This is a genomic window from Ruegeria sp. SAZA006 (genome assembly GCF_059613465.1).
The window spans coordinates 661,249-685,614 of record NZ_JBXWSO010000004.1 but is presented as its reverse complement, the minus strand read 5'-3'; the positions used below and the strand labels follow the sequence as shown (position 1 = coordinate 685,614).

Annotated in this window: 28 protein-coding genes; 9 read left to right on the top strand and 19 right to left on the bottom strand. The window is 63.7% G+C overall.

Annotation, left to right across the window (positions count from 1 at the left end):
• The first annotated feature begins 4 nt into the window (after positions 1–4).
• Positions 5–652 carry an SDR family NAD(P)-dependent oxidoreductase gene (locus AC2FNZ_RS06145; protein ID WP_093962258.1) on the top strand — a complete coding sequence of 216 codons (648 nt, stop codon included), beginning with the start codon at positions 5–7 and terminating at the stop codon, positions 650–652.
• Between the two features lie 56 nt (positions 653–708).
• On the opposite strand, the gene AC2FNZ_RS06140 is transcribed toward AC2FNZ_RS06145, so the two are convergent.
• The 4 genes from AC2FNZ_RS06140 to AC2FNZ_RS06125 form a co-directional block, all read right to left on the bottom strand.
• Positions 709–1,551: an ATP-binding protein gene (locus AC2FNZ_RS06140; RefSeq protein WP_496839871.1), complete on the bottom strand. Its 843-nt coding sequence runs from the start codon at positions 1,549–1,551 to the stop codon at positions 709–711.
• A 115-nt stretch (positions 1,552–1,666) separates the two neighbouring features.
• Positions 1,667–2,548: a twin-arginine translocase subunit TatC gene (gene tatC, locus AC2FNZ_RS06135; protein ID WP_496839869.1), complete on the bottom strand. Its 882-nt coding sequence runs from the start codon at positions 2,546–2,548 to the stop codon at positions 1,667–1,669.
• The gene (gene tatB / locus AC2FNZ_RS06130) at positions 2,545–3,003 is read right to left on the bottom strand and encodes a Sec-independent protein translocase protein TatB (RefSeq protein ID WP_496839868.1); all 459 of its coding nucleotides are present in this window, start codon (positions 3,001–3,003) and stop codon (positions 2,545–2,547) included. Before tatB ends, tatC begins: the two co-directional genes overlap by 4 nt.
• A gap of 6 nt (positions 3,004–3,009) precedes the next feature.
• Entirely contained in the window at positions 3,010–3,225 is a 216-nt protein-coding gene (locus AC2FNZ_RS06125) for a twin-arginine translocase TatA/TatE family subunit (RefSeq protein WP_496678054.1), read from the bottom strand.
• Between the two features lie 219 nt (positions 3,226–3,444).
• Here AC2FNZ_RS06125 and AC2FNZ_RS06120 point away from each other — a divergent pair, with 219 nt between their 5' ends.
• The gene (locus tag AC2FNZ_RS06120) at positions 3,445–3,750 is read left to right on the top strand and encodes a hypothetical protein (protein WP_480753377.1); all 306 of its coding nucleotides are present in this window, start codon (positions 3,445–3,447) and stop codon (positions 3,748–3,750) included.
• Positions 3,751–3,771: 21 nt separating this feature from the next.
• Positions 3,772–4,443, top strand: a complete 672-nt coding sequence (locus AC2FNZ_RS06115; RefSeq protein ID WP_496839867.1) for a helix-turn-helix transcriptional regulator — start codon at positions 3,772–3,774, stop codon at positions 4,441–4,443.
• 43 nt (positions 4,444–4,486) lie between these two features.
• On the opposite strand, the gene AC2FNZ_RS06110 is transcribed toward AC2FNZ_RS06115, so the two are convergent.
• The 7 genes from AC2FNZ_RS06110 to AC2FNZ_RS06080 all read right to left on the bottom strand — a co-directional run bounded on the left by AC2FNZ_RS06110 (position 4,487) and on the right by AC2FNZ_RS06080 (position 10,759).
• Positions 4,487–5,638, bottom strand: a complete 1,152-nt coding sequence (locus AC2FNZ_RS06110; protein ID WP_170338325.1) for a M23 family metallopeptidase — start codon at positions 5,636–5,638, stop codon at positions 4,487–4,489.
• Positions 5,639–5,701: 63 nt separating this feature from the next.
• Positions 5,702–6,352: a protein-L-isoaspartate(D-aspartate) O-methyltransferase gene (locus AC2FNZ_RS06105; RefSeq protein WP_170338827.1), complete on the bottom strand. Its 651-nt coding sequence runs from the start codon at positions 6,350–6,352 to the stop codon at positions 5,702–5,704.
• Positions 6,349–7,131 carry a 5'/3'-nucleotidase SurE gene (gene surE / locus AC2FNZ_RS06100; protein ID WP_496839866.1) on the bottom strand — a complete coding sequence of 261 codons (783 nt, stop codon included), beginning with the start codon at positions 7,129–7,131 and terminating at the stop codon, positions 6,349–6,351. The genes AC2FNZ_RS06105 and surE overlap by 4 nt, the downstream gene beginning before the upstream one ends.
• 123 nt (positions 7,132–7,254) lie before the next feature.
• Positions 7,255–8,340, bottom strand: coding sequence for an ABC transporter ATP-binding protein (locus AC2FNZ_RS06095; protein ID WP_170338320.1), 1,086 nt, complete (start codon positions 8,338–8,340; stop codon positions 7,255–7,257).
• Between the two features lie 86 nt (positions 8,341–8,426).
• The gene (locus AC2FNZ_RS06090; RefSeq protein ID WP_496839865.1) at positions 8,427–9,539 is read right to left on the bottom strand and encodes a YhaZ family DNA alkylation repair protein; all 1,113 of its coding nucleotides are present in this window, start codon (positions 9,537–9,539) and stop codon (positions 8,427–8,429) included.
• 2 nt (positions 9,540–9,541) lie between these two features.
• Positions 9,542–10,321, bottom strand: a complete 780-nt coding sequence (locus AC2FNZ_RS06085) for an SDR family oxidoreductase (RefSeq protein WP_496839863.1) — start codon at positions 10,319–10,321, stop codon at positions 9,542–9,544.
• Between the two features lie 75 nt (positions 10,322–10,396).
• A complete protein-coding gene (locus AC2FNZ_RS06080) occupies positions 10,397–10,759 on the bottom strand; it encodes a SnoaL-like domain-containing protein (protein ID WP_496839862.1) in 363 nt (120 codons plus the stop codon).
• Positions 10,760–10,868: 109 nt separating this feature from the next.
• Between AC2FNZ_RS06080 and AC2FNZ_RS06075 the strand changes: the two genes are divergently transcribed.
• The 3 genes from AC2FNZ_RS06075 (at position 10,869) to AC2FNZ_RS06065 (ending at position 15,065) form a co-directional block, all read left to right on the top strand.
• Complete coding sequence (locus AC2FNZ_RS06075) at positions 10,869–12,476, top strand: peptide chain release factor 3 (RefSeq protein WP_170338313.1); 1,608 nt, start codon at positions 10,869–10,871, stop codon at positions 12,474–12,476.
• Positions 12,477–12,519: 43 nt separating this feature from the next.
• Positions 12,520–13,461, top strand: coding sequence for a glycosyltransferase family 2 protein (locus AC2FNZ_RS06070; RefSeq protein WP_496839860.1), 942 nt, complete (start codon positions 12,520–12,522; stop codon positions 13,459–13,461).
• 185 nt (positions 13,462–13,646) lie between these two features.
• Positions 13,647–15,065 (top strand): DEAD/DEAH box helicase, encoded by a 1,419-nt coding sequence (locus AC2FNZ_RS06065; RefSeq protein ID WP_496839918.1) that lies wholly within the window; start codon positions 13,647–13,649, stop codon positions 15,063–15,065.
• Positions 15,066–15,124: 59 nt separating this feature from the next.
• Here AC2FNZ_RS06065 and AC2FNZ_RS06060 read toward each other — a convergent pair whose 3' ends face one another.
• From AC2FNZ_RS06060 to AC2FNZ_RS06050, 3 genes are read right to left on the bottom strand one after another with little or no spacing between them, the layout of a single operon-like run.
• Positions 15,125–16,027: an EamA family transporter gene (locus AC2FNZ_RS06060; protein ID WP_496839859.1), complete on the bottom strand. Its 903-nt coding sequence runs from the start codon at positions 16,025–16,027 to the stop codon at positions 15,125–15,127.
• Positions 16,028–16,048: 21 nt separating this feature from the next.
• Positions 16,049–16,951, bottom strand: a complete 903-nt coding sequence (locus AC2FNZ_RS06055; RefSeq protein WP_496839858.1) for a fatty acid desaturase — start codon at positions 16,949–16,951, stop codon at positions 16,049–16,051.
• Positions 16,944–17,147, bottom strand: a complete 204-nt coding sequence (locus AC2FNZ_RS06050) for a DUF2061 domain-containing protein (protein WP_170370587.1) — start codon at positions 17,145–17,147, stop codon at positions 16,944–16,946. Before AC2FNZ_RS06050 ends, AC2FNZ_RS06055 begins: the two co-directional genes overlap by 8 nt.
• Before the next feature lie 109 nt (positions 17,148–17,256).
• On the opposite strand from AC2FNZ_RS06050, the gene AC2FNZ_RS06045 reads away from it, so the two are divergent.
• Both AC2FNZ_RS06045 and AC2FNZ_RS06040 read left to right on the top strand, forming a co-directional pair.
• Positions 17,257–18,123, top strand: coding sequence for a helix-turn-helix domain-containing protein (locus tag AC2FNZ_RS06045; RefSeq protein ID WP_496839857.1), 867 nt, complete (start codon positions 17,257–17,259; stop codon positions 18,121–18,123).
• A 90-nt stretch (positions 18,124–18,213) separates the two neighbouring features.
• Complete coding sequence (locus AC2FNZ_RS06040) at positions 18,214–18,396, top strand: hypothetical protein (protein ID WP_093962276.1); 183 nt, start codon at positions 18,214–18,216, stop codon at positions 18,394–18,396.
• Here AC2FNZ_RS06040 and AC2FNZ_RS06035 read toward each other — a convergent pair.
• The 3 genes from AC2FNZ_RS06035 to bcoG form a co-directional block, all read right to left on the bottom strand.
• Entirely contained in the window at positions 18,393–19,154 is a 762-nt protein-coding gene (locus AC2FNZ_RS06035; protein WP_496839856.1) for an SDR family oxidoreductase, read from the bottom strand. The two genes, AC2FNZ_RS06040 and AC2FNZ_RS06035, sit on opposite strands and share 4 nt — an antisense overlap.
• The gene (locus AC2FNZ_RS06030) at positions 19,151–20,614 is read right to left on the bottom strand and encodes a carnitine 3-dehydrogenase (protein ID WP_496839855.1); all 1,464 of its coding nucleotides are present in this window, start codon (positions 20,612–20,614) and stop codon (positions 19,151–19,153) included. Before AC2FNZ_RS06030 ends, AC2FNZ_RS06035 begins: the two co-directional genes overlap by 4 nt.
• 81 nt (positions 20,615–20,695) lie before the next feature.
• Positions 20,696–21,610 carry a 3-dehydrocarnitine:acetyl-CoA trimethylamine transferase BcoG gene (gene bcoG, locus AC2FNZ_RS06025; protein ID WP_496839854.1) on the bottom strand — a complete coding sequence of 305 codons (915 nt, stop codon included), beginning with the start codon at positions 21,608–21,610 and terminating at the stop codon, positions 20,696–20,698.
• 133 nt (positions 21,611–21,743) lie between these two features.
• Here bcoG and AC2FNZ_RS06020 point away from each other — a divergent pair, with 133 nt between their 5' ends.
• Entirely contained in the window at positions 21,744–22,730 is a 987-nt protein-coding gene (locus tag AC2FNZ_RS06020) for a GlxA family transcriptional regulator (RefSeq protein WP_496839853.1), read from the top strand.
• A gap of 70 nt (positions 22,731–22,800) precedes the next feature.
• Here AC2FNZ_RS06020 and AC2FNZ_RS06015 read toward each other — a convergent pair whose 3' ends face one another.
• Positions 22,801–23,847, bottom strand: coding sequence for an aldo/keto reductase (locus AC2FNZ_RS06015; RefSeq protein ID WP_496839852.1), 1,047 nt, complete (start codon positions 23,845–23,847; stop codon positions 22,801–22,803).
• 56 nt (positions 23,848–23,903) lie between these two features.
• Positions 23,904–24,365, bottom strand: coding sequence for a DNA polymerase III subunit chi (locus AC2FNZ_RS06010; protein WP_496839851.1), 462 nt, complete (start codon positions 24,363–24,365; stop codon positions 23,904–23,906).
• Position 24,366 lies beyond the last annotated feature (1 nt).

Here is a 24,366-nt window from a genome sequence, read left to right as displayed (position 1 = left end):
GCGCATGACCGATCAGACTAAAATCGCACTTGTCACCGGCGCGTCGCGCGGCCTAGGTGCCGCTCTGGCCGAGGCCCTGGCGCCCGAGTATCACATCGTCGCCGTTGCCCGCACCACCGGCGGGCTGGAAGACCTGGATGACCGCATCAAGGCCAAAGGGGGCGCGGCCACCCTGGCGCCGATGGACATCGCCGACCCCAATGCCATGGCCACGCTGTGCCGGGGCATCCATGACCGCTGGGGCAAGCTGGACCTGTGGCTGCATACGGCTATCCACACCGCACCGCTGACGCCCGCGAATTTCATCGACCCCAAGGATTGGCAGAAATCCGTGGACGTAAACGCCTCGGCAACTTCGGTGCTGATCCCCTATGTCGCGCCCTTGCTGGGTGAGGCTGGACAGGCCGTGTTCTTTGACGATCCCCGCGCGGGCGAGAAGTTCTGCGCCACCTATGGTGCAACCAAGGCCGCGCAGATCGCCATGGCGCGCAGCTGGGCCGCCGAAACCGTGCGCACCGGGCCGAAGGTTTATGTGTTGCAGCCCGAGCCCATGGCCACCGCCCTGCGCGCGCGTTTCTTTCCGGGCGAGGACCGGTCGAAGCTGGCCAGCCCCTCAGACGAGGCCGCGCGCCTGCTGTCCATGCTGGGCTGAAGCCTTTCGGCCAGATCCTTTGGCAGATGCAGCGGCGCCCAATACGGGCGCCGTTTTCATTCGATATGGACGCCCTGCCGGCCCGCCAGATCGACAAAGAACTGCCAGGCCACCCGGCCCGAACGCGCGCCGCGCGTGGCCTGCCATTCGATCGCCTCGGCCCGCAGCACGTCGGCATCGACGCTGACGCCATAGGCTGTGCAATACCGGTCGATCATCGCAAGGTATTCGTCCTGATCGCAGGGGTGGAACCCCAGCCACAGGCCGAACCGGTCGGACAGCGAAACCTTTTCCTCGACCGCCTCGGACGGGTTGATCGCGCTCGAGCGTTCGTTCTCGATCATGTCGCGCGGCATCAAGTGGCGGCGGTTCGACGTGGCATAGAACACCACGTTTTCGGGCCGGCCCTCGATCCCGCCGTCCAACACGGCCTTGAGCGACTTGTAGTGCTGGTCGTCATGGCTGAACGACAGGTCGTCGCAGAACAGGATGAACCGGTAAGGTGCGGCGCGCAGGTGGTTCAGCAACCGCGCGACCGAGCCCATGTCCTCACGCTGAAGCTCGACCAGCTTCAGGTCGGGAAACTCGGGCTGAAGGGTGCCGTGCACCGCCTTGACGAGGCTGGACTTGCCCATGCCGCGGGCGCCCCACAAAAGCGCGTTGTTGGCCTTGTACCCGGCCGCGAAGCGGCGCGTGTTGTCCAGCAGCGTATCGCGCGACCGGTTTATGCCCACCAGCAGATCCAGATCGACGCGGTTGACATGGTGCACCGGCTCAAGCCGGTCGGGCGAGACATGCCAGACAAAGGCCGGCGCCGCCGAGAAATCAGGCGCGGCCAGCGGCGCCGGGGCCATGCGTTCCAACGCGTCGGCGATGCGGTTCAGGGCTTGGTCGTCCATGGGTCCTCCGAAGTCTTGCGGCCGATTTCAACCACGTTCACGGGCCGCCAACAAGACCCGCATGAAGAAAGGGCGCACCCGTCAAGGCACGCCCTTCCCCGTTTATTGCTCTGGTTTATTTGCCGTCTTCTGCGTCAAACTCGTCCATCATCGCATCATCGGCGGCTTCTTCATCGTCGTAATAGCCCTCCTCGCGCAGCTGTTCTTCACGCTTTCTCTCGACCCGGGCCACCAGGAAGATCGAAATCTCGTACAGGCCATAGACCACGACGAACAGGATGATCTGGGTGATCACGTCCGGCGGGGTCACGATGGCGGCCAGAACCAGAATGCCCACCACGGCATATTTTCGCACCGCGCCCAAACCTTCGGCGCTGACCAGCCCGGCCTTGCCCATCAGGGTCAACAGAACCGGCAGCTGGAAACACAGGCCAAAGGCCACGATGAACTTGATCGTCAGGTTCAGATATTCCTGCGCCGATCCCTGGAACACCACGCTCAGCGGCGCAGTGGCACCATCCGCCAAGGCCTCGCCCTCGGCCCCGAATTGCTGGAACCCAAGGAAGAAGTCATAGGCCAGCGGCGTGACCACGTAAAAGGCAAAGCTCGCGCCCAGCAGGAACATGAAGGGCGAGGCCACGAGGAACGGCAGGAAGGCGTTCTTCTCGGACCGGTAGAGCCCCGGCGCCACGAACCGCCACATCTGCAACCCGATATACGGAAAGGCCAGAATGAACCCACCCAAGAGCGAGACCTTGATCGCCACGAAGAAGCCCTCCTGCGGCGAAATGAAGATCAGGTCGCAGTCCTGTCCGCGCTCGGACAGAACATCGCACAGGGGTTGGGTCAGAAAGTTGAAGATTGGCGTGGCAACCGTGAAACAGATGATCATACCGATCAAAAAGGCCACGACGCTGTGGATCAACCGCGTGCGCAGCTCGGCCAGATGCTCGATCAGGGGGGCCGAGGTATCTTCGATCTCGTCGGTCTTGCTCATGTCTTGCCTTCGGTTTTCAGCGCGGCTTCGGCCTCTTCGGCCTTGGCCAAGGCCTCGGCGGCTTCTTTCGCTTTGCGCTCAGCGGCGGCACGGGCGGTTGAGGCCTGGATCTTCTTCGCCTGCTCGGCCCGCTCAGCGGCCAGTTTGCCGGTTTCGCTGTCGGGGTCGAACTTGGTCGGGTCCATGCTCTTGGCCATGTCCTGGGCCGCCTGCTTGACGCCGTCCATCGCACTGCCCACCGGGTTGGTGGCCGCGTCCAGACCTTTCTTGATGTCGTTCACGCCCGCCTGGTCGGCCGCCTCGTTCATGGCGCTAGAAAATTCGCGCGCCATGCCACGGGCCTTGCCGATGAACCGTCCGACATTGCGGAACAGAACCGGCAGGTCCTTGGGCCCCACGACGATCAGGGCAACGATGCCGATGACCAGCAGCTCGGTCCAGCCCAGATCAAACATGGGCGATCAGACCTTGTCTTTGTCGGTCTCGGGCGTGACATCCTTGGCCAGCTCGGACGCGTCCTGTTCGATCTCCTCGCCGCCTTCCTTGACGCCTTTCTTGAATGCGGTGATGCCCTTGCCCACTTCACCCATCAACGAGCTGATCTTGCCGCGGCCAAACAGCACCAGCACCACGACGGCGATCAGCAGCAGGCCGGGAAGGCCGATATTGTTGAGCATGTCTCTTCTCCTTCTACGTCGGCGCGTTGCGCCGGGAATGTGATCTGGAAGCCTGTCTACGCCCACCGGGCCGTCGAAAAAAGTGACGCAAGTCAAATCCGCGTTCAAATCCGCGCTGCTCAGGTGGTTTTTGCGGGCTGGCAACTTACAACTGACAGGTTTATGTCAGTTGCAGACGACTAGGAACAGGGCATCGAAACCTAGTCAACGGAGACTGACATGACCCATGTTGCTGAAATCGTCACCTTCACCCTCGCCGATGGCACCACGCCGGAAGAGTTCGTCAGGCTCAGCCAGACGACCGAGGCCTTCGTGCGGGCGGCACGCGGCTTTGCCCACCGACAGTTGAGCCAGGGCGAGGATGGCCGCTGGACCGATTATGTTATCTGGACCGACATGAAGGCCGCGCAGGACGCCGCCGCGCAGTTCCCGCAGCAGGATTTTGCCGCCGGCTTGATGGCGGCCATCGACCCCGCCAGCATCCAAATGCGCCATGAGAAAGTGCTATGGAACATGACCGCCTGATCGCGGTCCGGACGGCGTGTCATGCGCCGCACTGACCGCCTGTTCGACATCATCCAGATCCTGCGCGACGGCAAACTGCACCGCGCGCAGGACATCGCGGACCGGCTCGAGGTTTCGGTCCGCACCATCTATCGCGACATGGATACGCTGGTGGCGTCGGGCGTCCCGGTCGAGGGCGAACGCGGCGTGGGTTACCTGGTGCGCGAGCAGATCACCCTGCCCCCGCTGAACCTCACCCCGGCCGAGCTTGAGGCGCTGAACCTCGGGATGGCGATCGTGGCCGAGGCCGCCGACCCCGACCTGAAGGCCGCCGCCGACTCGCTGGCCGCCAAGATCGACGCGGTGCTGCCCACCCAGGTGGTGGCCGAGGCGGATGCCTGGAAATTCGCCGTCTATCCATTTGCCGATGCCGCGCGCGGGCTGGCGCATATGGCGCCGATCCGGGCGGCCATCAAATCGCGCCAGAAACTGCGGCTGACCTACCGGCGCATCGACGGAACCCTGACCGAACGCACGATCCGCCCCCTGCACATGGAATACTGGGGACGGGTCTGGACCCTGACCGCTTGGTGCGAGCTGCGAGAGGCCTTCCGCGTGTTCCGCATCGACCTGATCGAAAGCGTCACACCGCTGCCCGAGATCTTTGCAGACGAGCCCGGAAAGCAGCTGGCCGACTACGACCCAACCGCCTGATCCCGTTTTTTACCCAAGGCTACTTGGAACCGCACTCTGAGCCTCAGCGCAGATAGGTTTCGGGGTCGACGGATTCGAACCCTTTGCGCACCTCGAAGTGCACATAGGCATTCTCACCCCCGCGCAGCTTGGCAATGCTCTGGCCGCGGCTGACCCGGTCGCCTTTCTTGACCGAGATGTTCTCGACATTCGCGTAGACCGTCAGCAAATCGTTGGTGTGCTTGACGACGATGATCGGGATCTGATCCGCATCCGCCGTAATGGCCGCCACGGTACCAGCTTCGGCCGCCTTTACCGATGCTCCGGGCGAACCGGCGATGTCGATCCCTTCGTTCTTGCCCTTGGCATACGGGCGAATGATCTTGCCGGTTACCGGCAGAGCCAAGGCTGACGAGCTGGAATTCGTCGGGGCCTCGGCTGTCACGTCCGGAGCGGGCGTCAACGGCGCAACTTTTTCGTCCGGCAGCGGCTGCGTTGCACTGGGCGGCGTCGGGGTGGGCGATCCCTGCCCCGGTTCGGTGGTCGCCGTGGGCGCTGCGGCGGCAGCTTGGCGCGGTGCAGCCTGATTTTTGACGGGGATCAGCAGAAACTGCCCTTCGCGCACGGCGAAGTCCGAACCCAAACCGTTCCATTCAGCCAGCGCATCGACCGGAACCTGATACAGGCGCGAAATGGTATAAGCCGTCTCACCCCGCTTGACTTTGTGCCGGATCGGCTCGTCCGTCGAGGTGACGGGCGCCGGTTTGGCCGGCTCAAGGTTCGTGACCCGCACGCCGCCCGTGTCCGGCGCCTGATCAATCGCGGTCGTGGCGATCGAGGCGATATCGACATTCCCCGCTCCGGCGCCGACGGACCGTGGCAAGGCCAGCACTTCGCCCTCGCGCAGCTGGTCGGTGGGTTTGAGACCGTTGAACCGGGCCAGCTCTGCCTCCGGCAGACCGACCCGCGCAGCCACGGCGGCGACGTTGTCACCCCGTTGCGCGACGGCAACCTGATATGTCGGATAGGTGATCACGCCACGGCTGTCCGGCGCTGGCCGGTTCGTGGTGGCTGACTGTGCGGCCGGAGTGGTCGAAAAACCGCCGACCTGACCGCGCAGGTCGTAATCCAGCGGGCCTTCGCATCCGGCAAGCACCAGCGCGGCAACCATCGCCGTTGTTCCACGACCCAAGACTGACTTGGAAACTGCTCTCATATCACTGTCCTCAACACCTGCCCCTGTTTGCCGGGGTTCTGGCGCCCAAATCCTAAACCTACGTTACGCCTCATCCTTTCCAAGCCCTTCCAGCAAGGGCACGAACCGAACAGGCAACAGTTCGTCATACTCCAGCCCGGTCTCGGTTCTGGTGACCCGTATCAGGGTCTGAACCGCATCCGACTGCCCAACGGGCAAAACCATGATACCGCCGATTTTGAGCTGCGCCAAGAGCGGGCCCGGCGGGTCCTCTGCAGCGGCGGTGACGATGATGCGGTCAAAAGGAGCCTGTTCGGGCAACCCGAAAGATCCATCCGACAGCATCGCTGTGATATTCGTCAGACCCAACTCGCGAAACAGCTCACCGGTTTCGCGTACCAGACGCTTGTGGCGTTCAACGGTGTAGACCCGCCGCGCCAGCTTGGACAGCACCGCAGCCTGATACCCCGAACCCGTCCCCACCTCGAGCACCTTGTCGCGCGGCGTGACCTGCAGCGCTTGGGTCATCAGACCCACGACAGAGGGTTGGCTGATCGTCTGGCCGCATGCAATCGGCAGCGGCGTGTCCTCGTAAGCACGCTCGGCGAACAGGCCGCGCACGAACTTGCCGCGGTCGATCTGCTCCATCGCGTCCAGAACACGCGCATCCGTGACCCCGCGAGACCGCAGGGCGAACAGGAACTGCATCTTGGTTTCGGGGTCCAGTCCGGTCATTCGATCGTCTTCAATGCCTCCAGCGCATCATCGGCGGTCAGGTCGGCCCGCATCGGCGTGACCGAAATATAGCCATCCAGGTTCGCCGCGGCATCCGTTCCCGGAGCCGTCGGGTTGTGCTGATAGCCCCCCTTGATCCACAGGAAACGGCGACCCGAGGGCGAGCTGTGCGGTTCCACCCCAAAATGCGTGTCGCGTCGGAATCCCTGGCGCACGACGCGTGTGCCAAGAACTTCATCGGCAGGCACCGGAGGGAAATTCACGTTGTAAAACAAGCGGTAGTCTTCCTGTGCGGGCGGATCGGCCTCAAGAATGCGTCGTACCAGGTCCGCTCCGAACCGCGTGGCGGCCTCGAACGGGTCGTCCAGCCCAAGATTGCGCGGACCAAAATACTGCGACAAGGCGATCGCCGGAATGCCCTGGAGTGCCGCCTCCATCGCGCCGCCGATCGTGCCTGAGTACAAAGTGTTCTCGGCCGAATTGTTACCCCGGTTCACACCAGAAAGAACCAGATCTGGTCGCACGTCCTTCATCACGTCATGCAGCCCGGCCAGAACGCAGTCGGCCGGCGACCCTTCGGCCGCGAAACGACGCTCGCCCAGTTTGGCGACCATCATGGGATGGGTATAGCTGATACAATGCCCGACCCCCGACTGTTCGAAAGCCGGAGCCACGATCCAGACCTCACCATCCGGGCCGGCCACATCCGCAGCAATCGCCTCGAGCGCGATCAGGCCCGGGGCGTTGATCCCGTCGTCATTTGTCAGAAGTATGCGCATTGCCTGCCTGTGCCCCCGCGTTTCGCCCTTGATAGACGGCCCCAAAGGATGCGGCAAGCGATGCCCCGGCGCATTCTGCGGCATTCGCGCACCACTCGCCGGGAAATCGACCGGTTGCGGCGTCTAGGCCGGAAAAACGAAGCAGCGATCCCGCCGGATGGTCAACCACATCACCCGGCCCGGATTGGGCACGAACACGTTCGGGACGGTCGCCTTGAGGATCGAGCCGTCATAGTCCATCCGAAACTCGATCAGGCTTTCGTTGCCCAGAAAGCGGGCGCGCTCGACCACGCCGCGGGCGGCAACGCCATCGGTCGCCGTCGGCAGCGGCCCCTTGCCGTTGCGGTCAAAGTCCAGCCGCACATGCTGAGGGCGGAAAACGATTTCGACGTCAGTGCCATCGGGGACGCCCGGCGCCAGGAATTGACCAAATGGCGTTTGCGCCAATGCTCCATTCACCTGGGACTGCAACACATTGACATCACTAAAAAATGCCACGGCAGCCTTGTCTACGGGTCGGGTGTAGACATTGTAGGGCGCACCCTGCTGGACGATCTTGCCGCGGCGCATCAGTGCAATCTCGTCAGCCATGCGCATCGCCTCTTCGGGCTCGTGCGTGACCAGCAGCACGGCGGCGTCCTCTTCCTTGAGGATGGCGAGGGTCTCGTCGCGGATGCCGTCGCGCAGACGGTTGTCGAGGCCCGAGAACGGTTCGTCCATCAGCATAATCCGCGGGCGCGGAGCCAGCGCGCGGGCCAGCGCGACCCGCTGCTGCTCACCCCCTGACAGTTGATGCGGAAACCCGTCGATATGGCGGATCAGGTCGACCTTTCTCAGCAACTCTTCGACACGTTCCCGTTTTTGCTCTTTGGCTCCCTTAAGGCCAAAAGCCACGTTGTCGGCCACGCTGAGGTGCGGAAACAAAGCGAAATCCTGGAACATCAGTCCGATCTCGCGCCGTTCGGGAGGCACCCTGAACACCGTGTCACAGACCAACTTGCCATCGACGTAGATTTCGCCCGAGTCCTGCATTTCGACGCCAGCAATCATCCGCAGCGTAGTGGATTTGCCGCAGCCCGACGGGCCCAGCAGACAGGTCACCTGCCCCGCCTGAACGGTCAGCGAGACATCATCCACCACCGTACGCCCGCCGAACCGGCAGACCAGATTGCGGATCTCCAATCGCGGAGGAGCTGTGTTGATTGCCACCGACGGACCCCAATTGCCTTTTCCCGATCAATTTCATCGGGCTTGCGCCGGGATAACAACCCCGCCCATCGGGCGCAAGAGAGGCGCTAGGCCAGCAGCTCGAATGGCACGCCCGCGCGGACCTTGCCGTTGACCTGAATCTCAAGCCGATGCGGCCCCGGCACCAACCGAAACGTCGTAGCGTCGCCCTTGAGTTTGTGCCGCTTGCTCAGCCGCAGGCAGCCATCTGACAGATTGGCCTGCTTGAGCTTGTGAACCTTGGGTGAGATTTTTCCCCTAGGCCGCTGAAAATGCACAATATAGTCAATCAAGACCGGCTGATCGTCAGGGCCTGAAACCGAGACGGTGAACTCCAGAACACCGCCGATGCGGGCGTCGCCAATCACCGCAACATCCACCTCCAGCGGTGCGTCGGGATCATAGCCCAGCAGCGCCATGGCCCCGCCGTGGCCGGACTTGACCAACCCGCGCAGCGCATGTGCGGTGATCCACCGCATCTCGTCGGCCTCTTGCGCGCCCGAGGCGCGCCACGCCTTCAGGCGGTTCAATGCCAGGTCGGGGTCTTTCTTGGTGATGTCGTTGAGATGGTTCGCCACCGACCGCGTGACATAGCGCGTCGGATCCGAGTGCAACCGATCCAGCAGCGGCAGCGGGTCCGACAGGTCCAGCCCGACCGCCTGCCCCCAAGGCAGCCGTGGGCGCGTGCCTTCGGAGACCAGCCGCCGGACGTGATAGCTGGAGTGCCCGCACCAGTCCTGCATCCGGTCCAGCACCAGATCGGGATGGCTGTTCAGAAAGGGCCGGATCGCCCATTCCATCGAAAATCGCTGAGTGATCTCTGCAAGGACATCCAGCGCCAGGTCGGGGTGGTCCGCGCCGACCTGCGCCACCCACTCGCCCAATGGGGCAAAGATGAAGTCACCGAAATCGTCATCGCTCAGGGATGGGTCCAGAGGCGGCGGCAAGGCGCGCAGGATCACCGGTGCCACGTCGGGCAGCGCGCCGGGAAAGGCCGTCTGCAAACAATCGGCAATCCACGCGATCCGCTGCTTCAGCTCCAGCTCCGGCAGGCGCGACATGACCCGCGCCACGAATGCGTCGCCGTCAAACCCGGCGTCGGCCTGCGTGAACAGGCCGGCCAGGTAACGGGTCTTTTCCGCGTTGAACAGCTGATCCTTCAGCGAAAACCCCTGCGCCACGATCACATCGTCAGGTTGGTTGCGCCACCATCCAGCAGGATGTTCTGCCCTACGATGAACCCGGCATGTTGCGAGCACAGAAACGCGCAGGTCGCGCCGAATTCCTGCCGCGTGCCATAGCGCCGCGCCGGAATCGTGGCCGCGCGCTCGGCCCTTGCCTCGTCCAGCGAGATGCCCTTCTGTGCCGAAACCCCGGCATCCAGCGAGTCCGCCCGGTCGGTGGCATGAATGCCGGGCAACAGGTTGTTGATGGTCACGCCATAGGGCGCCACCTGCCGCGCGGTTCCGGCTACATAGCCGGTCAGCCCGGTGCGCGCCGCGTTCGACAGGCCCAGCACCGCGATGGGGGCCCGCACGGATTGCGAGGTGATGTTCACCACCCGGCCCCAACCCTTGTCCATCATCGACGGCAACAGCGCCTTCATGAAGGCGATCGGCGTGAGCATGTTGGCATCCAGCGCCTTGATGAAATCCTCGCGGTCCCAGTCTGACCACAGGCCCGGCGGCGGGCCACCGGCGTTTGTCACAAGGATATCAACGCCCTGCGCGGCTTCGATCACCTGCGCCTGACCGTCGGTCGTGGTCACATCGCAGGCCACGGTCTGCACCTCGACGCCATAATCGGCGCGCAGCCGGCCGGCCTGCGCCTCCAGCGCTTCAGGCCCACGCGCGTTCATCACCAGATCAACGCCCTCGGCAGCCAGCGCCTCGGCGCAGCCCAGCCCCAAGCCCTTGCTGCTGGCACAGACCAGCGCGCGTTTTCCTTTTAGTCCAAGATCCATGTGATCCCCCCTGTCAGTTGTTACCCGCATGTCTAGCACCGGCCAGACAGGGAAGACCAGATTGGCGTCGGCAAATCAGTAGAAGAACTCTTCCCGCACGATCTTGCCGTTGACCACGTGATAGACTCCGACCTCGCGCATGTCGAAAGCTTCACCGCTTTCCTTCACCTTGCCCTGCACTTCAAAAATCACGGCAAAGCTGTTCTCACCATGCAGGAACGGGTCGCTGACTGACCCGCCCGAGACCTCGTGTGCGCTTTCCCACCAATCATGTTTGCCGCGGATGCCCTCGATGCCGTGGGTCTCGCGACCCATGCCCTGCATGTCCATCGCTTCGACCGAAACGGCATCGGCTGCATACAACTTGTCCAGATTCTCCTTGGCGCGGTTTTCGCGGCAACCCGCCACCAGTTCCTGGGCGATTTCTTTCAAATTCATTGATCCACTCCATTATTTGTTCACTATATGTTCTTGTTGGCATATCCACCCGATTCGAACCACCCCCTTTGTCTTGCCTCGGCAGGATTCCCCGCCTATACGCGCCTTCATGCTTGATACTGCCTCGAACCAGCCCACCCTGCCGCCCGAGATCGCACGGCGCCGCACGTTTGCCATCATCTCGCACCCGGATGCGGGCAAGACGACCCTGACCGAAAAGTTCCTTCTGTATGGGGGTGCTATCCAGATGGCCGGACAGGTGCGGGCCAAGGGCGAGGCACGGCGTACGCGGTCGGACTTCATGCAAATGGAAAAGGACCGGGGTATCTCGGTCTCGGCCTCGGCCATGTCGTTCGACTACGGCCCCTACCGGTTCAACCTGGTGGACACGCCCGGCCACTCGGACTTTTCAGAAGACACCTATCGCACGCTGACGGCCGTTGACGCCGCGGTCATGGTGATCGACGGGGCCAAGGGCGTTGAAAGCCAGACGCAGAAGCTGTTCGAGGTCTGCCGCCTGCGCGACCTGCCAATCCTGACCTTCTGTAACAAGATGGACCGCGAGAGTCGCGATACGTTCGAGATCATCGACGAGATCCAGGAAATGCTGGCGATCGACGTGACCCCGGCCAGCTGGCCCATCGGCGTGGGGCGCGATTTCATCGGCTGCTACGACATGCTGCGCGATCGGCTGGAACTGATGGACCGCGCCGACCGCAACAAGGTGGCCGAAAGCATCGAGATCAACGGGCTGGACGACCCCAAGTTGGCCGAGCATGTGCCCGCGCATCTGCTGGACAAGCTGCTGGAAGAGGTCGAGATGGCGCGCGAACTGCTGCCCGCGCTGGACCCGCAGGCGGTTCTGGAAGGCCACATGACCCCGATCTGGTTCGGCTCGGCGATCAACTCGTTCGGCGTCAAGGAGCTGATGGAGGGGATCGGCCAATATGGCCCGCAACCGCAGGTGCAATCGGCCGAACCGCGCCAGATTTCGCCAGACGAGAAAAAGGTGGCGGGCTTTGTCTTCAAGGTGCAGGCCAACATGGACCCCAAGCACCGCGACCGGGTGGCCTTTGTCCGCATGGCCAGCGGCCACTTCAAGCGCGGCATGAAGCTGACCCATGTGCGCAGCAAGAAGCCCATGGCGATCACGAACCCGGTGCTGTTCCTTGCGTCCGACCGGGAACTGGCCGACGAGGCCTGGGCCGGCGATATCATCGGCATCCCCAACCACGGGCAGCTGCGCATCGGCGACACCCTGACCGAGGGAGAGGCGATCCGCGTGACCGGCATCCCGTCCTTCGCGCCCGAACTGCTGCAGGGCGTGCGCGCGGGCGATCCGATGAAGGCCAAGCATCTGGAAAAGGCGCTGATGCAGTTTGCCGAGGAAGGTGCCGCCAAAGTGTTCAAACCCTCAATCGGCTCGGGCTTTATCGTCGGCGTGGTGGGCGCGCTGCAGTTCGAAGTGCTGGCCAGCCGGATCGAGTTGGAATACGGCCTGCCGGTGCGGTTCGAGGCCTCGCAATTCACCAGTGCGCGGTGGGTGTCGGGCGACAAGGCCGAGGTCGAGAAGTTCGTCAATGCGAACAAGCAGCACATTGCCCACGATCACGACGGCGACATCGTCTATCTGACCCGCCTGCAATGGGACATCGACCGCGTGGTGCGCGACTATCCCAAACTGACGCTTACCGCGACCAAGGAAATGATGACGTGATGCTGACCCTGCCCCCCGTCAAAGCATCAGAGGCCGTCATCGCATGACCACAGCGGGGCCGAGCTGGGGCATCGTCTCGACGGTGCGTGGATCGGCCCGCGACATTCTGAGTTTTGCGGCCTACCACCTGGATCTGGGCGCGGATCACCTCTACCTCTACCTTGATGAGCCCAACCGGCGGGCTTTTCGCCCCCTGCGCCGCCACCCCAAGGTGACCGTCCGCATCTGCGACGATGCGTTCTGGGCGGCGCGCAAACGGGACAAGCCCGAGCGCCACCAGGTCCGCCAGACCGTTCATGCGACCTATACCTATCGCCACACCGATCTCGATTGGCTGGCGCATATAGATGTGGACGAGTTCCTGTGGCCCACGGCCCCTATCGCGGACTTGCTGGGCGAAGTGCCCGAAACGGTACACGCAGTTCGGATTCGTCCGATCGAGGCCCTGGCCTGCGGCGACGATCTCTACAAGGCGTTCATCCCCCAGGGCCCCGAACGAGAAGCGCTTGTCGAGACGATCTATCCAAACTACGGCGCCTTCGTTCTGGGCGGCTTTCTGAGCCACGTACAGGGCAAGCTGTTCGTGCGTACGGGGATGGAGAACCTCAATTATCGCATCCACAACCTGTTTCAGAACAAGGTCATCTTGCCCTGCAGGACCGAAATGCCGCAGATCGACCTGTGCCACCGCCATGCCCCGAATTGGGAGCATTGGTGGTCACACTATCGGTTTCGGCTGGAGCGCGGCTCGTACCAGCCCGGCATGGCTCCGAACGTACATCGCGATCGGGGTGGGCTGAACATGAACGAACTGCTCAGTTGGATCGAGGCCGAAGTAGGCGAGAAAGGTCTGCGCAAGTTCTTTGACGAACTCAGCGCCACCGACCCGCAGGTCCACGCGCGCCTGCAGGAACGGGGTCTGATCAAGCACCGACCGCTTGATCTTGAGGAAAAGCTGCAGAAACACTTTCCCGGAAGCTGCTGAATTGTTGCACGAAATCGCCAGTGACGCGATGTAGCGGTACAGATGAAACTGTCTTCATTTGACCCTGCCACACCTTTTTGTTATGTCCGCATCCAAGCCGAAACGCGCATGGTGCGCATGGCCATCCGGGCCCGGCATTTTTCATACGCGCGGGCCAGGTCAGTGTCCGCATGAACCGGACATACATGACGAAATTCACCGATCTGAATCTGAACCCCAAGGTCCTCAAAGCTATTGAGGAAGCCGGCTACGAAACCCCGACCCCGATCCAGGAAGGCGCCATCCCGCCAGCCTTGGAGGGACGTGACGTTCTGGGCATCGCCCAGACCGGAACCGGCAAGACGGCCAGTTTCGTCTTGCCCATGATCACCCTGTTGGCGCGCGGTCGTGCGCGGGCGCGAATGCCGCGCAGCCTAGTGCTATGCCCGACGCGCGAACTGGCGGCGCAGGTGGCCGAAAACTTCGACACCTATACCAAGCATCTAAAGCTGACCAAGGCGCTGCTGATCGGCGGCGTCAGCTTCAAGGAACAGGATGCCCTGATCGACCGCGGCGTGGACGTGCTGATCGCCACACCCGGCCGTCTGCTGGACCATTTCGAACGTGGCAAGCTGCTGCTGACCGGCGTGCAGATCATGGTCGTGGACGAGGCTGACCGGATGCTGGACATGGGGTTCATTCCCGATATCGAACGCATCTTCTCGCTGACGCCCTTTACCCGGCAGACGCTGTTTTTCTCGGCCACCATGGCGCCCGAAATCGAGCGGATCACCGACACGTTCCTGTCGGCCCCGGCCCGGATCGAAGTGGCCCGTCAGGCCACCGCGTCCGAGACCATCGAACAGGGCGTCGTAATGGTCAAAGGCGGCCGCCGTGACCGTGAGGGCAGCACCAAGCGCAAGGTCCTGCGCGCACTGATCGATGCCGAAGGTGACAAATGCACCAACGCCATCGTCTTCTGCAACCGCAAAACCGACGTGGATATCACCGCGAAATCGCTGAAGAAATACGGCTATGACGCGGCCGCGATCCACGGCGATCTGGACCAGTCCGTGCGCACCAGGACCCTTGAGGGCTTCCGCGAAGGAACGCTGCGTTTCCTGGTGGCGTCCGATGTCGCCGCGCGGGGACTGGACGTTCCGTCGGTCAGCCATGTGTTCAACTTCGATGTGCCCAGCCACCCCGAGGATTACGTTCACCGCATCGGCCGTACCGGCCGCGCCGGGCGCGAAGGCAAGGCCATCACTCTGTGCACGGCCCGCGATGAAAAAGCGCTGGAAGCGATCCAGAAGCTGATCCAGAAGGAAATCCCACGTCTGGACAACCCGGTTCAGGCCGAACCGGCCGGGGACGAGGACAAGAAGCCCGAGAAGAGATCGCGCGCGTCGACCCGCAAGGGCGAGGGCAAATCCGAGGCCAAGGACAAGCCCGCCAAGGACGCTACGCCCAGGGAAACAGCCCCCAAGGACAAGCCGGCACGAGAAAAGGGCCAACGCGGCAAAAGCCGTGGACGCCGCGACGATGGCGGACCAGCCGTCGTCGGCATGGGCGATCACCTGCCCAGCTTTATCGCTCTCAGCTTTGACGAACGCCGCGCGGGCTGACCCGCCTGCATGGCAAAAAGATCAGAAGGCGCACGGACCTCCGCGCGCCTTTTTGCATCTCAGATCGCGGCGACCAGGATCAGGATCGAGAGACCCAGCAGGACCATCCCCATAACCTCGCGCCGCGTCACCGTCTCGCGGAAGACCAGGACCGAGGCCATGAGGCTGAAAATCAGCTCCACCTGCCCCAGCGCCTTGACGTAGGCCGCGTTCTGCAGGCTGAAGGCCCAGAACCAGCAGAACGACCCGCCCAGGCTGGTCAGCCCGACGAAGATGCCGGTGCGCCGCGTGTCCCATACCGCGCGCAGCTCGGCCCGGTCGCGCCAAACCAGCCACAGCGCCATCGACAGGAACTGGATCGAGACTACGACTGCCAGCGTCACCAGCGCCCGAAACCAGGCCTCGCCATCGCCCAGTTGCAGCGATGCGCCGCGATAACTGACCGCGGAAAAGGCAAACAAGACGCCCGATCCCAACCCCAGTTGCGACGCGCGGTTGGTCAGGTGACGCCACCACGCCCCACTGCCGCCCGGCGTTTTCGACAACAGCAGAACCGCCAGAAGCCCCAGCAGGATGGCCCCGAAGGCACCGGCCGAAACCCGGTCGCCCAGCACGACGAAACCGACGATTGCGGTTTGGATCACCTCGGTTTTCTTGAACGTGATGCCAACGGCAAAGTTGCGCTGTTTGAACAGCGCCACGACGCAGATCGTGGCGAGGATCTGGGACACCCCACCGATGGCGGCATAGAGCCAGAACAGAGGCGGCAGCGCAGGCAGCGGCAGACCGCTGAGACGCATCGCCACCACCAGACCCAGCAGAACCAGAGGCATCGAATAGGCAAAGCGCGCAAAGGTCGCGCCGGTCGCCGACAGCTTCACGCTGCTCAGCGATTTCTGCAGCATGAAGCGCACCGTCTGAAAGGTGGCGGCGGCCAAGGTTACGGGAATCCACAAACTCATGGCTTCCCTTCTGTCGTCAAATCAGGGTTTTGGCCAGAGCGGATGTTCTACAGGATCCTTGGCACGCCAGAAATGCTGCCGGAAAACATGCCCGTACGAGCGATAGACATAGGCCTCATTGCAGACCAGATAGCGCCCTTTCCCACGGCGATAGAGCGCAGGCAGCCGATACCATGGCGCCGCCGGGTTCATGTGATGAACGACGTGCAGGTTGTTGTTCAGAAACAGAAAGGCAAGCGGTCCGCGGTCTTCGACGATCACCGTGCGGGCGCGCGATTTCTCGTGCGCGCGGTGTTCCAAAAAGGTGCGGATCTTGACCAGCGCCAGTCCCAGATAAGCCGAAAGGACAAAGGCCCAGACCGGCATCGCTGATTGCGCCACGATCCACAGAACCGTCGCCACGCCCGGCAGATGCAGGGCCCAGGCCAGCCAGATGTCGCGATCCCCGCGCACCGCGCCGCGCCAGTCGTCGCGCATAAAGGCCAACTGGCCGATGATCGGGCCCAGCACCATGCGCCCCAACAGCGTGTTGTTCGCCTGATAGACCCACCGCTGCCACTGCGGCAGCCTGACCCAGACCGCCGGGTCCAGATAGTTGGTTTCCGGATCGTCATAGGGGTCGGTCAGGTTGGCATCCTGATGGTGCGCCAGATGCAGATCGCGGAAACGGTTGTAGGGGATGAATAGGGTCAGCGGCAGCGCCATCAGCGCCTCGTTCAGCCACTTTGCGCGGAACGGGTGGCCGTGCAGCGCCTCATGCGTCAGCGAAGAATGCAGCGCCGCGACGACGCCCATCATCGGCACCGCCAGCCAGAGCGACCACGCCGCCACGCCGAAGATCGCGATCAGCCAAAGGGCATAGCAGGCAAAGATCAGGGCAAAGGTCGGCCATTCGGGGGACTTGGGAGTGGTCGCCTCAGCCATGCCGCCCCCAAGAAATACCGGCCCAGATGCGCTCGTAAATCACGTAGAGCGTCAGGCCAATCGCCGTGTTCACCACCGCCAATGCGCCGCCAATAGCGGCCGAACCGGTAGCGAACAGCCCCACCACGGTCATGACCGCAAGGCCCATCGCATTCCAAATGATTGCCTTCACGACAGATCTTCGCCGCGTTTCCATTCCGGTCCCCAGTCTTTTTGCTTTTCACACAAGCGTTACCTGCCAGTGGCCCTGTCGAGAATTCCGAATATGATTAACAAATCTCAGCGTTCGTGATATTTATCACCACATGCAGGAAAATTTCGACAAACGAGACCGCGCCGCGCAGTTCCGCCTGCGCCTGGCCCGCGCCATGGAACAGCGGAAGATGAGCCAAAGCGCGCTGGCGCGCACCATCGGGGTCGATCGCTCAACCGTGTCCCAGTTGCTGACCGATACGGGCGCGCGCCTGCCCAACGCCCATGTGGTGGGCAGCTGCGCCTCGGCTCTGGGGGTGTCGGCGGATTGGCTGCTCAGCCTCTCGAACCGACCCGAGAGCGCGGCCGAGCTGCTGGCCAATTCTCTGACCATGACCGAGGCACCCCGCGCCCTGGTCGACGAGCGCATCTTTGAATGGCATCAGGAGGCCGCCGGCTACAAAATCCGCTATGTTCCGGCCACCCTGCCCGACATGCTGAAAACCCGCGCCGTGCTGGAATGGGAATACGCGCCGCATCTGGGCCGAACCGCCGACCAGGCCATCGGCGCCTCCGAGGACCGCCTGACCTGGATGCGTGGTGCCCAGTCCGACTATGAAATCGCCATGCCGCTGTATGAGATTCACAGCTTTGCCCATGGCACCGGCTATTATGACGGGCTGCCCCTGCAGGTGCGGCTGGACCAGATCGATCATATGCTGGAGCTGTGCGAACAGCTGTATCCGCGCATGCGTATTTACCTGTTCGATGCCAAGCGGCTCTATTCCGCGCCGGTCACCATCTTCGGTCCGCTGCTCTGCGTGTTCTATGCTGGCAGCCATTACATGGCCTTTCGCGACCGGGATCGGATCGAATTTTTTACGCGCCATTTCGATACCTTGGTCCGCGAAGCTGATCTGACCGCCCGGCATTTCCCGACCCACCTGCGCCAACTGCGCGCGGCCATTTCGGCAGGGTAACACAAGCCAACAGGTGCAATTTCCCACCCGATCCCCTATATTGAGGTGCGCGAAAATCCGAACGATCCGACCAAAAGGAGGATATCAGGAATGGACGCTCTCAAAACCGCTCAATACGCGCGCGCCCTCTACTCGGCGCATGGCGACAAGGCCGAAGCCGAAGCCGCCCAGAAAGCCCGCGAATTCGAAGCCGCCGGAAACGTGGAAGAGGCACAGAACTGGCAGGCCGTTCGCGCCTCGATCCGCCAGATGCGCGGCCCCAACCAGGGCTAAAGCTTGGGGTCGGGGTTCACGGTGTGCCCATCGACGGCGATGACCTGCCCCGACACCAGCCGTGCCGCATCCGAGGCCAGGAACACCGCCATGGCGGCAATGTCATGCGCTTCGACGAAGCGGCCCATCGAAGTACCCGCCGCATAGCCCTGATAGACCTGATCGCGGGTCATGCCCTTGGCGGTCGCTTCGCGCTGCAGTACGCCCTCCATCCGCGGGCCTTCTACCGCGCCGGGGCAGATGACGTTGCACCGCACGCCGTGTGGCCCCAGCTCCATCGCCAGGGTTTTGCCCAGCCCGATCACCGCCCATTTCGCCGCCGCATAGGGCGCACGGTTGGGATAGCCGTACTGCCCGGCGGTGGAGGATGTGATCAGCACCGCGCCGCGCCCCTGCCGCTTGAGCATCGGCGCCGCGTATTTCGCGCACAGAAACGCCCCATCCAGATTGACGGAAATACATTTTTGCCAATCGCTTAGCGCAACATCCTCGACCAATGCGGTCGGCCCCGCGATACCCGCATTCGCGCACAGAACGTCCAATCCGCCCCACTGCGCCGCGATCTCGCCGAACAGCGCTGCGACGGTGGCCTCATCCGACACATCGACCTGCGATCGCCCCCAGTGATCCGGGCAGGCCTGAAGCGCAGCCGCGTCCACATCGGCCACCCAAACCTGCGCGCCCGCGGCGTCGAACGCCTCGGCCATCGCGCGCCCCACGCCCGAGGCACCGGCGGTGATCAGAACCCGCCCCGTCATGCCGGTTTGCGGATCGCCGCCCCCGCGCCCTCGGGATAGGGCAACCCGGCCTGCGCTTCGGCGATGCGGGCCATCGCGGCCTCGATCTGCGGCGACGGCGCACAGGGTCGACGGGTTTCCAGGCTGACATGCAGCAGAAAGCTCTCGCCCGTGGCCAGCAATTTGTCGCCCTCGTACATGCTGTGGAACAGGTGCAGCTTCTTGCCCTGCCCCAACAGCATCTGCGTGCGCACCTCGATTTTCGCCCCGGCATGGGCCTCGTCCAGATACCTGATGTGATTTTCAGCGGTGAAATAGCTGCCGCCCGAGGCGATGTAGTCGGCATCGCAGCCGATGATCTCCATGAAACGGTCCGTCGCAGCGGCAAAGGCCTCGAGATACCGCGCCTCGTTCATGTGGCCGTTGTAGTCGGTCCAGTCCAGCGGCACCGCGCGGGCCAGTGTCAGGATCGGCTGGCTCAGATCCGCCTGCTCCAGCGTCGGCAGGGCACCTGGCTTCAGCAGCGCGTCATGCTGGTTCAGCACCGCCCCCGCGCCCCAGTCGCGCGCCTTCAAGGCCCGCATCATGCCCACCAGATTGTTGTCCCGAATCCGCTCCAACTCGCGGATCGAGTGCATCCCCGATTGCGAGTCCGACTGGTCGGCGATCATGTCGACCAACGCGTCGGTGAACTCGGGCACGTCCATCAACTTGGTCCAGGGCCATTTCAGCGCCGGGCCGAACTGGGCCATGAAGTGCCGCATCCCGGCTTCGCCCCCGGCCACGCGATAGGTCTCGAACAGGCCCATCTGCGCCCAGCGGATGCCAAAGCCCATGCGGATCGCCTCGTCCACCTCCTCGGTCGTGGCCACGCCGTCCTTGACCAGCCACAGCGCCTCGCGCCAGACGGCCTCAAGGAAACGGTCGGCGATATGCGCGTCGATTTCCTTGCGGACCTGCAGCGGGAAGAATCCGACCGAGCGCAACACATCCTTGGCCTGCGCGACCAGTTCAGGCGGGTTGGCGGCCGAGGGCACCAATTCGACCAGCGGCAGCAGATAGACCGGGTTGAACGGGTGCGTTACCATGATCTGTTCGGGCCGCAGCGCGCCTTCCTGCAGCTCGGACGGCTTGAACCCGCTGGTCGAGGACCCGATGATCGCCCCGGGATCGCAGGCTTCTTGCAGCCCCTTGTAAACCTTCAGCTTCAGGTCCAGCCGCTCGGGCACGCTCTCCTGTATCCAAGTGGCCTCCTGCACCGCGTCGGCCATGTCGTCATGAAAACTCAGCGCGCCTTCGGGCGGCAGCGGCACATCGCTCAGCCCGGGCAACGACCGCCGGGCGTTGTCCAGGACCTCGCCGATCTTGCGCGCGGCCTCGGGGTCCGGATCAAACACCCGTACATCCCAGCCATTCAGCAGAAACCGCGCGGCCCATCCGCCGCCGATCACGCCACCACCGATGATCGCTGCCGTTTTCATCTTCTCTCCTTCGCCCCGAACGTTCACGCCGCACCGGGGGCCATCGTTGTTCGACAGGTTTTGCGAGGGTCGCCCCGCCCGTCAGGACGCCACAGGCGCCCGTTTGACCAATCCCAGCTTCTCACGCACTTCCTGCGGCCCGATCACCCGCGCGCCCATGTTCTCGATGATCGTTCCGGCGCGCTCGACCAGTTGCCAGTTTTCGGCCAGCACCCCCTTGTCCAGCCACAGGTTGTCCTCGAGCCCCACGCGCACGTTGCCGCCGGCCAGAACCGAAGCCGCCACATAGGCCATCTGATGCCGCCCCAGCGAGAACGCGCTGAAGGTCCAGTCGTCGGGCACGTTGTTCACCATCGCCATGAAGGTGTTCAGATCATCCGGCGCGCCCCACGGCACGCCCATGCACAGCTGCACCAGCGCATTCGGGGCCAGAACGCCCTCTTTCACCAGTTGCTTGGCGAACCAAAGATGGCCGGTGTCAAAGGCCTCGATCTCGGGCTTCACGCCCAGATCGGTCATCATCTGCCCCATCGCCCGCAAGGCGCCGGGCGTGTTGGTCATCACATAGTCGGCCTCGGCAAAGTTCATGGTGCCGCAATCCAGCGTGCAGATCTCGGGCAGACACTCAGCCACATGGGCCACGCGTTCTGAAGCACCGATCATGTCGGTCCCCTCGGCCACGGGAAACGGGGCTTCGACCCCGCCGAACACGATGTCGCCGCCCATGCCGGCGGTCAGGTTCAGAACCACGTCCACCTCGGCGTCGCGGATGCGGTCCGTCACCTCGCGATACAGGTCCAGGCGGCGGCTGGGCGCACCGGTTTCGGGGTCGCGCACATGGCAATGCACCACTGCCGCCCCGGCCTTGGCCGCCGCGATGGCGCTGTCGGCGATCTGCTTGGGCGAACGCGGCACATGCGGGCTGCGATCCTGCGTCCCACCCGAGCCGGTCACGGCGCAGGTAATGAAGACTTCGCGGTTCATTTCCAAAGGCATGGTGTTATCCCCAAGTTATACCCGGCTTCGCCATGGGTTTTCCCCAGGCTTCTCCCCGGATTCCGATTTGCGTCTGGCCCCGACTCTGGCGCAGCCTTGACCAGACAACTTGCCAGAATGCGAATCAGACTTGATGAAATCCGCAAAAAACATCCTCCAGCCCGAGCACCGCGCGCTGAAAACCGCCGTTCTGGTGCTGGACGAGTGCAACACGCTCAGCTTCGCCTCGGCGGTGGACCCGATGCGCGCCGCCAACCGGCTGGCCGATCGCCCGGCCTTCGACTGGGACTACGTGACCGCCACGCCCGAGCCGGCGATGCTGACCAGCGCGTTGCAGGTGCCGGGCATCCCGCTCGCGCGTCTCGACCACTGTGACCTGATGATCGTGATCGCGGGGTTCAATCTGGTGCGCCACGCCACCCCGAGCCTGCTGGCCGGTCTGCGTCGCATCGCCAATAGCGGCGCCACGATGGCGGGCATCGACGGAGGGCCCTGGCTGCTGGCCGAAGCGGGGCTGCTTGACGGTCACGCCGCCACCACCCATTGGGAAGATCTCGAGACCTTCGCCACCCGTTTCCCCGAAATCGACGTGCGCCCTGACCGGTTCACCGTGTCCGGCAACCGCCTGACCTCGGGCGGTGCGATCCCCGCGGTCGAGATGATGCTGCACATCATCGCGGCACGCCACGGCGCCGGCTTCGCGGCCCGTGTCTCGGGCCTGTTCCTCTACGAAGGCGCCCCCGAACCCGGCAGACCGCAGAGCCGCACTGGCGTGCCGCACCGCCACAGCGCTCTGACCGCCCGCGCCAACGCGATCATGCAGGCCGCGCTGGACGACCCGCTGCCCCTAGCCGAGATCGCAAGGGCCCTGGGAACCAGCCCGCGCACCCTGCAGCAGCAATTCCGCCTGCGTCTGAACACCACGCCACAGGACCACTACCTGCAACTGCGCCTGGCCGAGGCCCGCCGTCTGGTCACCGACACCGACATGCCGCTGATGGATGTGGCACTGGCCACAGGGTTCACGTCACAATCCAGCTTCGCGCGCGCTTTCCGCACGGCGCATGGACTATCCGCCCGCGACCTCAGGCAGGACCGCACCCAGCCCACCCATCACTGACGGGCGAGCTTCCTCTCGTCATAGATTTGGGGGGAGTTGGCCACGGCGACGGGGGCAAAGCCCCCGCACTCTAGTATGGCATCGGATGCGCGCGATGGGCCGCGTTGATCTCGGCCAAAATCTCATCCGACAGCACGACATCGCTCCCCTCCAGGATCCGTTCCAGCTGCGCCTGCGTGGTCGCGCCGAAGATGACCGAGGTCATGAACGGCCGCGCCTGGCACCAGGCGAGCGCCATGTGCACCGGGTCCAGCCCGTGTTTCGCGGCAATCGCCAGATAGGCTTCGACTGCGCCGAACACCCTGTCGCCCTTGCGCCCGCCCATTTGCGGCACGATCGACATGCGCGATCCCTCGGGCACCGCCCCGCCCTGATACTTGCCGGTCAGAAATCCGGCGGCCAGCGGCGAGAAAGCCAGAAGACCCACATCCTCATAGGCGCTCAGCTCGGCCATGTCGGTGTCATACAGGCGGCACAACAGGGAATACTCGTTCTGGATCGACGCCACCCGCGGTGCCCCCATCTCGTCGGACAGGCGCAGCCACTGGGCGGTGCCCCAGGCGCTTTCGTTCGACAGGCCGAAGGCGCGGATATTGCCCTTGTCCACCTGCGCCTGCAGCGCCTCGAGGCATTCCCGCATGTTCTCCAGAACCGCCTGCCTGTCGCCGCCCGACGGGTCATAGTCCCAGTTCTGCCGGAACATGTAACTGCCGCGGTTGGGCCAGTGGAATTGGTACAGGTCGATGTAGTCGGTCTGCAGACGCCGCAACGATCCCTCGATGGCCCCGGGGATCGTGCTGGCCGAGATCGGTGCTCCGTCCCGCGCATGGGTAAAGCCGGCGCCCGAATGCTTGGTCGCCAGAACATAGCTGCCGCGGCGGGCCGGATGTGCCGCATTCCAGTTGCCGATGATCTGCTCGGTCTTGCCCACGGTCTCCTTGGTGATCGGGTTGACCGGATACATCTCGGCGGCATCGAGGAAATTGATCCCGGCCGCCAGCGCCGTGTCGATCTGACGATGCGCATCCGCCTCAGGGGTCTGAGTGCCGAATGTCATGGTTCCGAGGCACAGGTCCGAGACTTGGATGCCCGTGCGGCCCAACGGTTTCATTTTCATCAATCAATCTCCTGTCGCGCGGATCGCCACGCCTGCAATCTGATTTCGGTCCCGAGTCAGCCGGATTCGGCCTTTTTCTCCCAACGGCCGGATTCCTCCGACCAATACTGCGCGGCGCAACCCGCCGCGGTCAGCGTCTTCCATTGACCACGCGCATGATCCACCGCGCTTGGATCGTTGCCATCGAACAGGATGCAAACCCGCTCTGAGGCGGTCACCTCATCCGGCGTCACCTCGGCCCCGTCCACCGCCATCAGGCAAGACGGGTTGTTGGCAGCGTCCGGCTCGGTAGTCAGCAGAATCGGCTGAACCGCGTCATGCGGCCCACCTGCCTGCCCATGCGGCAGAAACGCGTCTTCGGGGCCCAGCCAAAGCCTTTCGTCCAGCCAGTCCAGCCGCGCAGGGTCAGTGCCCCGCACCGCAATCCGCCACCCGGCCTGCCGTGCCTTGTCCAGCAACACCGGCAAGGTCTGCTCAAGTGGATGGCGGGTCAGGTGGTAGAAGTAGACGGCGCCCATC